At 38.6% G+C, this 15,931-nt stretch carries 13 protein-coding genes; all 13 read left to right on the top strand.

What is annotated here, in order from left to right; genetic code table 11:
- Positions 1-6 precede the first annotated feature (6 nt).
- Positions 7-1,728: a RagB/SusD family nutrient uptake outer membrane protein gene (locus NBH01_RS13375; RefSeq protein ID WP_062695880.1), complete on the top strand. Its 1,722-nt coding sequence runs from the start codon at positions 7-9 to the stop codon at positions 1,726-1,728.
- A gap of 31 nt (positions 1,729-1,759) precedes the next feature.
- Complete coding sequence (locus NBH01_RS13380; RefSeq protein WP_029425074.1) at positions 1,760-3,229, top strand: BACON domain-containing protein; 1,470 nt, start codon at positions 1,760-1,762, stop codon at positions 3,227-3,229.
- Between the two features lie 25 nt (positions 3,230-3,254).
- Positions 3,255-4,736, top strand: a complete 1,482-nt coding sequence (locus NBH01_RS13385; protein WP_055221564.1) for a BACON domain-containing protein — start codon at positions 3,255-3,257, stop codon at positions 4,734-4,736.
- Positions 4,737-4,820: 84 nt separating this feature from the next.
- Positions 4,821-5,942 (top strand): DUF4971 domain-containing protein, encoded by a 1,122-nt coding sequence (locus NBH01_RS13390; protein WP_234141295.1) that lies wholly within the window; start codon positions 4,821-4,823, stop codon positions 5,940-5,942.
- A gap of 145 nt (positions 5,943-6,087) precedes the next feature.
- A complete protein-coding gene (locus NBH01_RS13395) occupies positions 6,088-7,809 on the top strand; it encodes an O-antigen ligase family protein (RefSeq protein ID WP_234141297.1) in 1,722 nt (573 codons plus the stop codon).
- Between the two features lie 22 nt (positions 7,810-7,831).
- A complete protein-coding gene (locus NBH01_RS13400; RefSeq protein WP_250700145.1) occupies positions 7,832-9,352 on the top strand; it encodes a hypothetical protein in 1,521 nt (506 codons plus the stop codon).
- A 14-nt stretch (positions 9,353-9,366) separates the two neighbouring features.
- The gene (locus NBH01_RS13405; protein ID WP_250700146.1) at positions 9,367-9,915 is read left to right on the top strand and encodes a DUF5043 domain-containing protein; all 549 of its coding nucleotides are present in this window, start codon (positions 9,367-9,369) and stop codon (positions 9,913-9,915) included.
- Positions 9,916-10,025: 110 nt separating this feature from the next.
- Entirely contained in the window at positions 10,026-11,642 is a 1,617-nt protein-coding gene (locus NBH01_RS13410) for a hypothetical protein (RefSeq protein ID WP_250700147.1), read from the top strand.
- A gap of 20 nt (positions 11,643-11,662) precedes the next feature.
- Complete coding sequence (locus NBH01_RS13415) at positions 11,663-12,181, top strand: hypothetical protein (protein WP_055222173.1); 519 nt, start codon at positions 11,663-11,665, stop codon at positions 12,179-12,181.
- A 173-nt stretch (positions 12,182-12,354) separates the two neighbouring features.
- A complete protein-coding gene (locus tag NBH01_RS13420) occupies positions 12,355-12,903 on the top strand; it encodes a DUF5043 domain-containing protein (protein WP_250700148.1) in 549 nt (182 codons plus the stop codon).
- A gap of 110 nt (positions 12,904-13,013) precedes the next feature.
- Positions 13,014-14,567, top strand: a complete 1,554-nt coding sequence (locus NBH01_RS13425) for a hypothetical protein (RefSeq protein WP_250700149.1) — start codon at positions 13,014-13,016, stop codon at positions 14,565-14,567.
- 1 nt (position 14,568) lies between these two features.
- Entirely contained in the window at positions 14,569-15,111 is a 543-nt protein-coding gene (locus NBH01_RS13430) for a DUF5043 domain-containing protein (protein ID WP_250700150.1), read from the top strand.
- Between the two features lie 191 nt (positions 15,112-15,302).
- On the top strand, positions 15,303-15,848 hold the full coding sequence (locus NBH01_RS13435) for a DUF5043 domain-containing protein (RefSeq protein ID WP_070103012.1): 546 nt from the start codon (positions 15,303-15,305) through the stop codon (positions 15,846-15,848).
- The last annotated feature ends 83 nt before the right edge of the window (positions 15,849-15,931 follow it).

Consider the following 15,931-nt stretch of genomic DNA (forward strand, 5'->3'; position numbering starts at 1 on the left):
AACATTATGAGAACCAAATACATACTCTTAACCATTTTGTCTTCGTTGGTCTTTGCTTCGTGCAACTACCTTGACTTTGATGAAACGAACAACCTGAAGACAAAAGAAGACATGTACAAGTATTTCGGTACAAGCAAATCAATGCTTACCCATGTATACTCATACATGCCGCAAGGCTACCAACTGTTTGCGACCTCCGGTGGACTCTTCACCGAAGATATGTATTCCATGCGCGACTGCGCCAGTGATGACGGCGAATTCGGAGCCTATGCAGATAATATCCAGAATACCAATAACGGTAACTGGTCGCCTATTAAAACTTATGACGATTCATGGACCCTGTATCGTGGTATACGTGCCGCCAACAGTTTTATAGCAGAGATTGCCCAAGTGGACTTCACACGCTATGAGCACGACGGACAATATACAAACTGGATGAAGCAGCTAAAATATTTCCCTTACGAAGCCAGAGTGCTGCGGGCACACTACTTCTTTGAACTGGCACGCCGCTACGGTGACATCGCCATGCCATTGGAAGTACTGACTGAGGAGGAAGCCAATACAATCGGCAAGACACCATTCAGCGAAGTAATCAGCTTCATTGTCAGTGAATGCGACGACGCTGCCAATAACTTGCCGGACAGCTATATAAACGAACCGGGAGCAGAAATCGGCAGAGTGACCAAAGGCTTTGCCATGGCAGTAAAGTCAAAAGCACTGCTATATGCTGCCAGTAAGCTACACAATCCTTCTATGGATACCGAATTGTGGAAAAAGTCTGCCAAAGCAGCAATAGATATTATCAACACAGGGCTTTACTCTCTCGACCCCCAGGAGAGTGCCAACAACCTCGACTCAAAAGAAGTTGTACTGATGAGGATCAATGGTGATGATTCGAACTTCGAAATGTTTAACTTCCCGCTTCGCATGATTGCGGGAGCACGCACTTCCAGTCTTATCCCATACAGCAACTACCCATCACAAAACCTTGTGGACGCATTCGAGACAGTCAACGGTTACAAAGTAACCCTAGAAAACACAGGATGGGTTTGCGAAGACCCTGCATTTGACCCGCAATCACCTTATGAGAATCGTGACAAACGTTTCTACCGCGCTATTCTTGCTAATGGAATGTCGTTTAAAGACTACACCATTGAAACCTTTAAAGGTGGCGCCGACGACGGAATCGTATCACAAGGCGGTTCACCGACAGGATACTTCCTGCGCAAATACATTCAGGAAGCTACCAGCTTCGAACCGGGTAAAGAAGCTGTCAGCAAGCATCATTGGGTGATTTACCGCTATGCGGAAACATTGCTAACGTATGCGGAATCTATGGTCAACGCTTTCAATGATGTCAATTACACAGATGAGACTTATAAGTATTCTGCTCTGTGGGCTATCAATGAAGTGAGAAAGAATGCCGATATGCCGTTGATTCCTTCCATGGGAAAAGAAGATTTCCTTGAACGCCTGTACAATGAATGGCGTGTAGAGTTTGCTTTCGAAGATCATCGTTTCTGGGATGTACGGAGATGGAAGATTGCCGATACTACCCAGCGGGAACTATACGGAGTAAAGATCGAGAAGCAGGCGGACGGCACGTTCAACTTCTACAAGAACCTTTACGAAACCCGTAACTGGAGAGATTGTATGTATCTGTATCCGATCCCTCAAAGCGAACTATACAAGAATACAAACTTAAATCCTCAAAACACAGGATGGTAATTAATTGTCTAATCTAATATTTAAAAGATATATGAAAAAGTTATATAGCAACACGTTAATGCAACTGATTCTTGCACTGTGCACATTCAGTTTTGTAGCATGCCAGGAGTTCGACATCGACTCACAGCCGGAAGGCCCTCTCAATATCCAGATAGATGCTCTGGAGTCTTACACTGCTTTGGCAACTTCTCCAAGCAATGTAGTGTTCAACATCAGCTCCAACACTCCCTGGACGATCGAAAGCGACCAGCAGTGGTGTAAGCCGACTCCTTCGATGAGTGCAGCCAGTTCACTGGTGTCGGAGATTGTGGTGACAATGGAAAACAATACAGGAAAGAAAGCACGTACAGCCAAACTGACTATCAAGGCAGAAGGCGTTGAAGGCACCAAGGTAGTTACTATCGAGCAGGCTTCGAAAGAAGACTTGGTGGTGGTTCCTTACGATGAACTGGTACCGACAGAAGGCGGCAGCATCACCTTTACCATTGCTTCCAACAAAGCTTGGGAAATCATTCCTTCCACCGCTTTCCTTTCCAATATCGACAAAACATCCGGTACAGGTAATGAAGATGCCATAGCAGAAACCGTAACTGTGACACTGCCCGCCAATGCAGGTGCCAAGAGAGCAGGCACGCTGACTGTAAAAACAGAGTTTGAAGAATACACCTTTACCATTACTCAGAATGGAGTGATCATTGAACTGGAAGAAGATCCCGAAAGTACAACAATCAGCATGCCCGGAACAGGCAGTGGTATGGAAAAGACTGTACTGATTCGCGCAAACAAAGAATGGAAAGTTGAAGTTCCTAAGGAATATCAGAGTTGGCTGAAAGCTGAGGCACTGAGTGAAACAGAGTTGAAAGTAACGACAACAACGACTAATAATCTGATGGTAAACCGTGTCGGCCACATCATTATGAAGACCAAAGAAGTCATCGACGGATTTGACGGCATTACGTTCGACATCAGTCAAGGTACTGCTTTCTGGAAAGAAGGAGGAGCAGATAACTATGTTGTGGATGAGGAAACCGGTTACATGACACTCTATGGCAGTGGAATAGTCACCAACTATTTATTCAAAAAAGGACGTCTCGCATTCGATTTCGAATCTATCAATTTAACCGGAGAAGATTGGATTGAGTTTAATATGTGGCCCAACTCAGGAAATACAAACTTCCATTTGCATTTCTACGCAAATAAAGAAAGTAACTTCACTTGTGGAGGTTCAGGCTTAAACTGGACTCAGAAAACATTTACCTGGACATCGGAACAAACGAATGTAGTGAAGAAGATTGAATTCCTTGTTGTCAACAAAGAAGAAGGTTCGAACGCATTAGTTCTTAAACTGATTATTGATGGTGTTGAGGTTGCCGTATTAGATAATAACATAACCGATCCTTATGCAACCGAACCGGGAGCACCTGTATACTTCAGGATGCATACCACAAATAAAGCTTCCAATTTCACCGTGAAGTCTATCACATGGGAACCAGTAGAATAATAACCGAACCCTAAAATTCAAGAGTATGAGATTAAATATCAGAAAATCAATAATTACAGGCATTTCTCTTGCCACATTGCTACCTGCATTCTCTTTATTGCAGGGCTGCGATGACAGTGAAGCAGAGAAATGGGTAGACCTGCGCTATAGAGTAGAAGACTCCTATCTGGTTGAAGCGAAAAATCCGGAACCAGTCTCCTTCCAGGTCAAGTCAACTGACCCGTGGGAAGTATTCGGAAAATATGATTGGTACACCATCTCACCCAGTACGGGTGAGGCAGGTGAGACCTACACCGTAACTGTTACCTGCAAAGAAAACACTGAATTGGACGACCGTATAGACACACTCAACATTAAAAGTGACTACTGGACCGGAAAAAGATTCGTTCTGACCCAGAAAGGTACTGCTTACCTGAATGTAGAAGGCGTGGATATGATCGACCAGGAAGGAAACAGCGAAACATTCAGCGTACTCAGCAATCAGAAATGGACTGCTAAAGTAACAGACGGTGATGTTTGGCTCTCCATCCAATCCGGAGCATCGGGCGAAATGAACGGAGAAATTACTGTCACCGCTTCACCGAATACAGGCGAACAACGTACCGGTATTGTAACCATCTATGACCGGCACGGGAAAATAGCCAGAGAAGTACAATGTATACAAGACGGTGTGTTGCTGACACCAGATACACCGGAAAACGGTAAGTGGTTTGCTATGTATGAACAGGCTCAGCAACTCACCATCCATGTAGAATCGAATGCAGAATGGGAAGTATCCAAAGAAAACGAAGCGGATGATACCTGGTATCACTTCGAAAAGACTTCATTCGACGGTTCTGCCGACATCGTGATTAACGTAGACGCACACGAAGGCTCTTCTGTCCGTACCGGAATTATTGTACTGAGCACCAAAGCTGCCGAAGGCGCTACTCCGCTTATGAAGACAATCAAGATTAAACAAGCGAATCCACAAAGACCTGTGGTTACTGAAGTAAACAGATCCATCAGCGGTGCTTACTACGGACCGGGTGGTTTAATGCCGGGTCATTACAGCTTCTATTGGGAACCGCTTGGCGACGCCAGTCTGACTACTTTCTTCTCTTGGAGCGGAAAAGCATTTGACGGAGGAGACGTAGAACTTCGCTTCCATATTCTGAGCAAACGGACTCAATTAAGTACAAGACCGTGGAACGGTGACGTATACAATGAGAACAGCGGCCGTGATGTAGATACCAGCAAGCCAAACGTATTATCATTCGAGATACGCGAAGCTATAGATGCCAATGATCCAACTCAATCATGGATTTACTCGGAATGGATTCTCAACGGTACAGTCATAGGAAAAGCAACCAGCGACGGTGTGATAGACGCTAACGGTACAAGTGATACTTACAAAGTACCATTCTCGGATACCAAAGATGGTGGTAATTTCTCGATGACAATTTCCGGCGGCAGTGCCACACTGACTAAATGGGAATACATCGCTCCACTAGTATGGGGAGACTAATTCTCTAAAGATAGTGATTGCCTGAACTCCCCCAATCAGGCAATCGCTTCTAACAAACTCAAAAATCAATAAAAAGAAAAGAGTATGATGAAAAGAAAAATATTACTTATACTGAACATGGCAATCATCGGATTTTCCACTGCTGCCTGTTCGGATGATGAGACCAATTACATCACTCCGGAAAAGAAATATCCGCTCACCGCTTTTGCCGTAGCAGTAAATAATGTGTCAGCGAATACGACTTCCTATTATCATGGGAAGATAGACCAGACAACCCACAGAGTGGAAATCGGTACGATCGAGGATGCCAATACCATCACCGGCGTAGACTATACGCTAATGAGCGACGGAGCCACCATCTCACCGGACCCGGCAACATTTGTACACAACTGGAAAAAAGAACAGACAGTAACCGTCACCACCGAAGACAATCAAACAACGACCTATACTATCGTACTGACCAAGTTTGACGACACCATGAAGGACGTTCTCTTCATGGACGAGTTTGACGTGGACGGCAATCCGGACCCGACCAAATGGGTACTCTGCCAGAAAGCAGGTTCCGACTGGAACGACGAAATGTCCGAAAGCTATGACCAGGCTTACGTAAAAGACGGCAGACTGATACTCAAAGCTGAAAAAATAGGCAACGAATACAAAGCCGGAGGTATCGAGACACAAGGCAAGTTTGACTTCACCTTCGGACGGGTAGAAGTAAAAGCCAAAATCACCAGTTACCCCAACGGTGCATTCCCCGCTATCTGGATGATGCCGAAGAAATATATCTATGACGGATGGCCGAATTGCGGAGAAATCGATATCATGGAACATGTGAAACAGGAATCCGCGATCCATCATACGATACATACTCACTACACGTATGATTTGAACATCAAAGATCCGTCCAACACCGCACAAGTAACTTGCAATTATCAGGACTGGAACATCTACGCTTTAGAATGGAGCGAAGACAAACTGACTTTCTTCGTCAATGGACAGGAGACTTTCTCTTATTCAAACCTGAAACTGGAGAATGAAGCAGAAATGAAGCAATGGCCGTTCACAAAAGATTCTTCATTCTATCTCATCCTGAACATGGGATTAGGAGGAGACAGACCGGGCTCATGGGCAGGTCCTATCGATGATGCCAACTTACCTGCCATCATGGAAATTGACTGGGTGAAAATAACCAAGTTAGATAAATAGGTTTTAAGGTAGGAGCCAAGGTTTTTAGGAACTTCTAAAGAAAAGAGGAGGTTTACATAGTCTCCTCTTTTCGCTTTATTGACACCAATTCCATTGTTAGGAAGTATTTGATATAATATGATGAAAATTAAGCCTAAAAACAAAGATGGCAGTAACCAGAAAAAATATAGTATCCTTACTTATCGGATTCCTTTTATTAGGCTTGCTATTCCATCCGATCAAAGAAATACCTGATGTTCCTCATCAATCATTCTTGTTTACCTGTACGTTCCTGGCGACAGTAATAGGTATTGCAGCTTTCTATCCCACTAAGCCATTCATTCAACGACTAACTATTATAGACTTGTTAGTCATTCTAATAGCGGTAGGGAGCATATACTTTTATCCTCCTAACTCTAACCTTCTCGGATTAGCCCGTTTTGCTCTGATCATACTATATTGGAGCATACGTCAGACAGGAGGATTAAATGGCACTCTCTTATATACTATCATTCTCATAACTATTTTAGTTCTGTCAATGATCGGTTATATGCAAATACTGCATATACTTCCCTCCCATCATCCTCATTTTGATATAACAGGTCCTTATGGAAACCCTACGATTTATGCCGGAATATTATGCTTGTTACTGAGTGCTCCTATTGTGGTATTATCTCATTTCAAGTCAGATACCATCCATAAATATACTTATTTAGTAAGTTTTCTTACATGTATTGTAGCTCTGCCCATATTGTGGCTTACTCACTGTCGTTCTGCCTGGATAGCAGTATTGGCTATCATCAGCTATTCCATTTATTGTCGCTTTTCAATCTCTTTCCGATGGTGTATACTAACCTTGATTACAATTTCGCTACTTTCCTGCTTGCTATATCAGTTCAAACCGGCCTCAGCTGATGGAAGAATACTGATCTGGAAAATTACCACACAAATGATAAAAGAGAAGCCTTTTACCGGGTTTGGTCCTCATGGTTTTACTGCCAACTATATGCATTTTCAAAGTGAATATCTGAAAAAAGAAGGAAACATATATGAAAAACAGTTAGCAGATAATAACCACTATGTCTACAACGAACCTTTACGCTGGACAGTAGAATATGGAGTTGCAGGATTGCTACTTTATATTGGAATATTATATTGCATTTTCTCGTATAAGAAAAGCGAGATACAATCTTTATCCGCCCAGGCGATATACATAGCCGGACTTGTCTGGGGATTATTTTCTTATCCCGATCAGACTTTCCCGATTCTGGCTGTTATGACTATAGCACTGGCAGAAATGTCCAACAGACAAAGAGAATGTGTAATTAAACAACTTCCTCACAAATATATATTTCTGAAAGCAGTCATTTTCCTTGCCATAGCAGGACAGGGAGCTCTACTAATAAAAATGTTTCAATGCCACCGGGAGTTATATCAAATATCCCATCGTACTTCCGGCCAATCACCGGAAGAAATTATAACGAGCCTTTCACAGCTGGAAACAGCAATGAAGAATGAAACAATATTCTGGCCATACTATTGTCATACTCTTTACAAATCACAGAGAGACAGCATCTTACTGGACAAGATCACTTATTGGGAACAATTATATCCAAGCACACATACCTATATTCTTAAAGGCGACGCTCTACAACGTACAGACAAAATAAAAGAGGCTGAAACAGCTTATTGGGCAGCTCACTTTATGGTACCCTCCCGACAGAAAGCACGATACAAGTTAGCTCTCATGTACTATCAGCAAAAGCGTATCTCTGAAGCAAACCGACTTGCCAATGAAGTGCTTACTGAAAAAGTAAAAGTATACGGTTTTGAAACCTATGAAATGCATAGAGAATTACGAAGGATTTTCGAAGATCAGCTACAATAATTATTCACTAGAATCTAAGAACATGAAAACAAAAAAAATCAAACGACCTGTTTGTTACTTTGTCGGACTTCTTGCCTTTGGTCTGATGCTGTATTCCTGCTTACAGGACGAAACAGATCTGGACTCACAGGAAACGACAGGAAAAATTATTAAAGGTAAAAACCGTGAGCTGAGTATAGATGTAGCACGGAGTTGGTACGAAGCTCGTCAGACACCTGTAGTTACTACCCGCTCTGTTGTTACCCATTTCGAGTTAATGACTAAGCTGCATTGGAAGAAAGGCTACGAAAATCGAAAAGGAAAGTTTGAAGTAGTGGAAGTCCCTCTATTGACAAGAGGAGGTGCAGTTTTAATGGATCGTGAAACTATGGAAAAATATAAGGAAAAAGAGCGCGGAAAGATACGAAACATCTCCCGAATGGTGATCATCAAGAATCTGGAAACAGGGGAAATCATCAATTTTGTGATGCATATCGTAGGTACTTATGACTATCTTATGAAAGCTAAACACTTTGAAGATAATAGTTACTTGTATCGTGCTCCTGATCTAAGTGGCAGTGTTTACTTCTATGAACCGGAAGGTGGCTTAGTTAATGGTTGGCAATATGAAAATGGAAAAATCGTAGCAACGATTAGCCAGGGGACAGAAGAAGGGCTAAAAATGCAAGCTACTGCGGATACACGTAGCGAAAGTTCAGAATGTCATTATGAAAGTGTCTTTGTTGAATATGATGAATGTACACCATTTATTTATGAAGATCCTGAATACGGAATCGGCTTCGGTATCGAGTGCCGTACTCGAACAAAATATGAAACCAAATTAGTATGCAACAACATATACCATGATGAAAATGGAAATGCCCATACATGGTTTCCTCCAGAAGTAGATAGTGGTGGTGGCGTTGGAGGAGGTTATCAACCAGTGGCTCCTAAAGCAAAAGCGATATTTCGTAATTCCAATATGACAGATAATAGCTGGAAAACAATTGAGAATCTACTTGATAAAATGACTAAGACCAAGATTGGTGAAGCTTTATATCACAAATTACAAGAAGCACTTAAAGGAAAAACTTTGATTATTCAATTTGTTAGTGACAACATGAATAGTAATTTCGATCCTGGTTTAGGAGGTATTAAAATGAGAATGGATATAACTAGCAGTGCTCTTTTGCATGAGATGGTTCATGCTCTCCAATCATATACAGAGCAAGAAACATGGAATGCAACGCAGTTGAATCGAGAATTCGAAGCACATCTCATTCAGCAAATATATATAAATAATTTGGGGGAAAGCGAAAGGACTTGGTGGTATGAAAAAAGCAAGAATGACTCTAGATGGAATGCAACACGTGATTTGATGAGATATATTGATGCATATGGCAATTTACAGCCAGGTATGACTGAAGGAGACTTACAGGATATAATAAAATCGAAAATTATTGATGGCTACCGAAGAGTAGGTTATGATAATTCAAATTATCCATGGCTTGAGAGTAGGAAAGGAACTGATAATTTTAAGAATTTACAAAATCTATATAAATAATACAGATAAATATTATGAAGAAAATATTAACATTCACTAGCTTTTTATTTAACATAGTGTTTGCTTTAGCGCAAACCACTAATTATTATGCAGTAACTAAAACTTTTAACGAGCAAGGATATACTTATCAATGTGACGTAGTTAAAGGAAGAGGCGTTACATTATATAATAAGAACAATAAATGGACATACGTAGACCAAATGAAAAAAGGTTCTAATACTCCATTTTATGTAACACCAGAAAACTTCAGCCCGTTATATGTTAATGACAAGAGTAAGGCTTATAATGATTCCATTTTCAAAGTAATTGTTAATAATGCTTTTGCTAATTATAAAGGAAAGATGAAAGGATTCGAACTGATCATTATTACTTGTACTGACTCTGAAACAGGAAGAATTAGTGAAGTTATCTTTGATTTTCCCAATTTTACTCCTTATGCTACAGTACCCGTATCAGTTTATCGTGAAATAGAGACCAAATTGATTGGTCTAAAGTATACATTAACCTCCTTGGCTAAAACATTGAACTATGTATACCAATGGTGGCCAATAGAACCTAAGTAATCTGTAGTCTCGATAGTAATTTTGAGAGCCGCTTTTATAATAAGAGGCTATTCAATATTGGAATAACCTCTTAATTCAAATTATCTATTTCCATTTAACAATATAAAAAGATGAAAACAAAAAAAATCAAACGACCTGTTTGTTACCTTGTCGGACTACTTGCCTTTGGTCTGATGCTGTATTCCTGCTTACAGGACGAAACAGATCTGGACTCACAGGAAACGACAGGAAAAGTTATTAAAGGTAAAAACCGTGAGCTGAGTATAGATGTAGCACGGAGTTGGTACGAGGCTCATCAGACACCTGTAGTTACTACCCGTTCTGTTGTTACCCATTTCGAGTTAATGACTAAGCTGCATTGGAAGAAAGGGTACGAAAATCGAAAAGGAAAGTTTGAAGTAGTGGAAGTCCCTCTATTGACAAGAGGAGGTGCAGTTTTAATGGATCGTGAAACTATGGAAAAATATAAGGAAAAAGAGCGCGGAAAGATACGAAACATCTCCCGAATGGTGATCATCAAGAATCTGGAAACAGGGGAAATCATCAATTTTGTGATGCATATCGTAGGTACTTATGACTATCTTATGAAAGCAAAACATTTTGAAGACAATAGTTACCTGTACCGGGCTCCCGATCTTAGTGGTAGCATTTACTTCTATGAACCGGAAGGTGCCCTGGTTAATGGTTGGCAATACGAAGATGGAAAAATTGTAGCTACAATAAGCCAGGGGACAGAAGAAGGTTCAAGCATGCAAGATACAATAGATACACGTGGTATAGTATTAAAACCAGTATGCCACACAGAATCGGTCTATGTGGAACATAATGAATGCAATGGATTTATCTATCAGGATCCGGAATACGGTCTTAGTTTCGGTGCTGAATGCCGCAAGGTGGGAACATGGGAAACAGTGGAAGTATGTATCGAAGTACCCACTTATGAAGAAGATGGTAATATTGGTGGGGAATGGAATCCTAATGAAAATACAAATGGAGGATATATACCACCGAAGCCAAATGAGGAACCTCCTTTGGATGATGACTTGAAAAGAATTATACGCGAAAATAAAAACCTAAATGAAACAGAACTTAACGAACTTTCAGATATTGTGAATCGTATACCCGATAACTGCGGTGATTATGCTGTTTATACATATCTAATAAATAATAATCATTGCTTTAATACAGTATCAAGAAATAATAATGTAGGAGGAGAAGGAGCAACGGCCGGGTATCAACCAGGAAGCAGCAATCTTGTTTTTTATGGTAATGACCCTATACAATATTCTTCATTTACCCATGAAATGTTTCATTTCTTCCAACACAAATTTAGAGGTTATTATAAAGAAGAAGAAAAAGGATTCATGGAGTTTGAACGAAATCTTTATGCAGACATAATCTTCTTCGTTAATAATCTAAAAGGAAACTGGCATGATTATGATACATTAGCACAAAAACAAGAAGGTTGGGTCTATAGCGGAGCAGACTGCAAAGAAGAATACGATACAACCAATGAATATAAAGAATGGTTAAAGGATATAACTAATAATTGTACAACATTGCCAACAATAATAAGGCAAGAAGATTTTTTGAAATTTGCCAAGTTTTATGGGCAAGTTAACCATGCCTACAATGTAGAGAAAAAATATTTATATGATGAAAATATAGGGTATACTCCTGTAGCCATATCAAATGCACTCACTATTGCGCATAATAATTGTAAATAAACGAATAAATAGTAAAGAATATGAAAACATTTTATTTCATTTTAATCTTAATTACATTCTCATTGAATGCTTTAAGTCAGACAAAAGAAAAAGTCGTCTATCAAGAAAAAGGAGAAACAGAAACTTATGAAATAAGGAAAGGAGACAAAAGAAAGTTTATATATAGAGCAGAAATATCTTTTGAAAAAGTAGCATCCCCTGATGTAGCAGTAAAAGAATATAAGGTATGGCCTATAAAAACGATAGTCAATGACAAGGAGTATGTGAAGAAATATCTCAAATCAGAAATTAAAGAGAATATAACTTCTGAAAATTCTTTCTTGGCTATCTCATACCTTTATGAATTGACCTCTGGAAAAATTAAGTGGATAACAGTCTTTCATAATTCATCAATTACGATACCGATAAAAGCAATTGAAAAATTTGAGAAGATAATGAGAGCAGAAGATAAAGCAACTTTTAATCGTAACACGTCTGACATTAAAGACATATTATTTTTCGAACGCTATGTATCATACGATCTATTAAATCTAGATTAATGCAAAGGATTCAAAGTATAACTAAAATTCAAAAAACATAACCTAAAACTATTTTCTTGGGAAAGCATTTATTTTTCCAAGAAAATATCCTGATATATCATGCACATAAGGGGTAGGCTATTAATTAACATCCACAAATGTAGTTATGCTATATAATACAAAGTAAAAAAGATATGAAAAAGATATTTATATTAATCAGCCTATTGTATAATGTTTCATTGGCTCTTGCTCAAACAAATTATTATACAACTACTAAAACTTTTAACGAGCAGGGATACATCTATCAATGCGATGTAGATACTGAAAGTGGGGATATAAATTTGTATAATAAGAACAATAAATGGACATACATAGACCAAATGAAAAAAGGTACTAATACTCCATTTTATGTAACACCGGAAAACTATAGTCCCTTATATGTTAAAGATAAGAATGAGGCTTATAATGATTCCATTTTCAAAGTGATCGTTAATAATGCTTTTGCTGACTATAAAGGAAAGATGAAAGGATTCGAACTGATCATAATTACTTGTACTGACTCTGAAACAGGAAGAATAAGCGAAGTTCTTTTCAATTTTGCCGATTTCACACCTTATGCCACTATACCTGTATCCATTTATCGTGAAATAGAGATCAAGTTGATTGGTCTAAAGTATACATTAACCCCCTTGGCTAAAACATTGAACTATGTATACCAATGGTGGCCAATAGAACCTAAGTAATCTGTAGTCTCGATAGTAATTTTGAGAGCCGCTTTTATAATAAGAGGCTATTCAATATTGGAATAACCTCTTAATTCAAATTATCTATTTCTATATAACAATATAAAAAGATGAAAACAAAAAAAATCAAACGACCTGTTTGTTACTTTGTCGGACTTCTTGCTTTTGGTCTGATGCTGTATTCCTGCTTACAGGACGAAACAGATCTGGACTCACAGGAAACGACAGGGAAAGTTATTAAAGGTAAAAACCGTGAGCTGAGTATAGATGTAGCACGGAGTTGGTACGAGGCTCGTCAGACACCTGTAGTTACTACCCGTTCTGTTGTTACCCATTTCGAGTTAATGACTAAGCTGCATTGGAAGAAAGGCTACGAAAATCGAAAAGGAAAGTTTGAAGTAGTGGAAGTCCCTCTATTGACAAGAGGAGGTGCAGTTTTAATGGATCGTGAAACTATGGAAAAATATAAGGAAAAAGAGCGCGGAAAGATACGAAACATCTCCCGAATGGTGATCATCAAGAATCTGGAAACAGGGGAAATCATCAATTTTGTGATGCATATCGTAGGTACTTATGACTATCTTATGAAAGCAAAACATTTTGAAGACAATAGTTACCTGTACCGGGCTCCCGATCTTAGTGGTAGCGTTTACTTCTATGAACCAGAAGGTGCCCTGGTTAATGGTTGGCAATACAAAGATGGAAAAATTGTAGCTACAATAAGCCAGGGGACAGAAGAAGGTTCAAGCATGCAAGATACAATAGATACACGTGGTATAGTATTAAAACCAGTATGCCACACAGAATCGGTCTATGTGGAACATAATGAATGCAATGGATTTACCTATCAGGATCCGGAATACGGTCTTAGTTTCGGTGCTGAATGCCGCAAAGTGGGAAAGTGGGAAACAGTGGAAGTATGTATCGAAGTACCCACTTATGAAGAAGATGGTAATACTGGCGGACAATGGGATCCCAATGAAAACACAGGTGGAGGTGGTGGAGGAGGTTATCAACCACAATCAATAGCCCCCAAAGCTAAGAAATTATTCACAAATCATAATATGTCTGACGAAGAATGGAAGAAATTAGAGGATATGTTAGATAAATTGACTGATGATTGTATGGGAGGAGATTTGTATAAAAAATTATGCAACAGTGCTGCACTAAATGGAAATTTTATATCCTTCCGATTTGTGGAAGAAAAGGAAGCAATATATGACCCCAGTACTCGAACGCTCAAATTAAACAGGAATATGGATAGCAATGAACTATTTCATGAAATGCTACATGCCTATCAATACCAAAATGAAAAGAATTATACATCATTTGTTTATGCGAGAATGAATCTTGACATAGAAGCACATTATGCACAATACCTTTATTTAAAGGGCTCTTTGGAATATGATGTCTGTGAGTGGCGACAAGCTGTTGAAGTTAAAAAAAGCAGGCGTCATCTTGCAGTAATGACCCTGAATGATTATCTAGATGACAAAGGTTATTTGCATGAAGGAATGGACCAAGAGCTTGTTAATTCATTCGTTGAATTTAACATTGTTGAGGCTTTTAAAAGAACTATTGAATACAAAGATTATAAATATGACAGCAATCGGGATATTCAATCTAATTTTGCAAATCTAAGAGAAATTACTAAAAATTGCTAGTATGAAAAGGATGATTATATTTATTGGGCTTGTGTCTATAATAATAGAAATCTCTGCTCAAGTTTCAAATTATGACAAGACTAAAACATTTCATGAAGAAGGTTACACTTATCAATGTGATGTAATTGATAAAGCCAAATTCGTAAGACTTTACAACAAGGAAAATAAGTTTACTTATGCAGATCAAATCAATAAGAGCACAGGTAAAACGATAACTATAGCCGAAGAAAATGAAGAACATATTGAAAGAGAAACATGGACTAAACCTAAATGTTTTTCCATCATTAATAATACTTTCTCGAGTATAGAAAAACAGAGGATTAAGGGTAAAGCGTTTACGATTATTTTATATATCAATCCAGATGATGGTAAAATTGCAGAAGTAGAATATCAATTTGTATCTTTTGGTCCTTATGCCACAATCCCTGTTTCTGTATATCACAATATAGAGGCAGAACTGAAAAAAAACATCTGGTTTACACCCACAAAGGAAGGCGCTAAATATAATTACATATTTTTAGGCTGGAGGCATGAGGTAAAATAGTGTCTATTTTTATGAGCCGGAAGATAGAAGACTCTGGAGTTGAGTTTTAAGCTCACAACAGAAGGTAAAAAACTAAATTATATTCTTTATTGGATTGATGTTTCTCCCGAATGGCCATAGACAAATAACGATAGGCTATTATTTAACATCCACAAATGTAGTTATGCTATATAACACAAAGTAAAAAAGATATGAAAAAGATATTTATATTAATCAGCCTATTGTATAATATTTTATTGGCTCTTGCTCAAACAAATTATTATGCAGTAACTAAAACTTTTAACGAACAGGGATATACTTATCAATGCGATGTAAGTGGAGGAAGAAATGTTACATTATATAATAAGAACAATAAATGGACATACGTAAACCAAATGAAAAAAGGTACTAATACTCCATTTTATGTGACGCCGGAAAACTATAGTCCCTTATATGTTAAAGATAAGAATGAGGCTTATAATGATTCCATTTTCAAAGTGATCGTTAATAATGCTCTTGCTGACTATAAAGGAAAGATGAAAGGATCGAAACTTACAATAATTACTTGTACCGATTCTGAAACAGGAAAAATAAGCGAAGTTCTTTTCAATTTTCCCGGTTTCACACCTTATGCTACTATACCTGTATCCATTTATCGTGAAATAGAGACCAAGTTGATTGGTCTAAAGTATACATTAACCCCCTTGGCTAAAACATTGAATTATGTATACCAATGGTGGGCAATAGAACCTAAGTAATCTGTAGCCTCAATAGTAATTTTGAGAGCCGCTTTTATAATAAGAGGCTATTCAATATTGGAATAACCTCTTAATTCAAATTA

Source organism: Bacteroides sp. B1-V-101 (genome assembly GCF_023656585.1).
In the GTDB taxonomy this organism is placed as follows: Bacteria; Bacteroidota; Bacteroidia; order Bacteroidales; family Bacteroidaceae; genus Bacteroides; species Bacteroides thetaiotaomicron.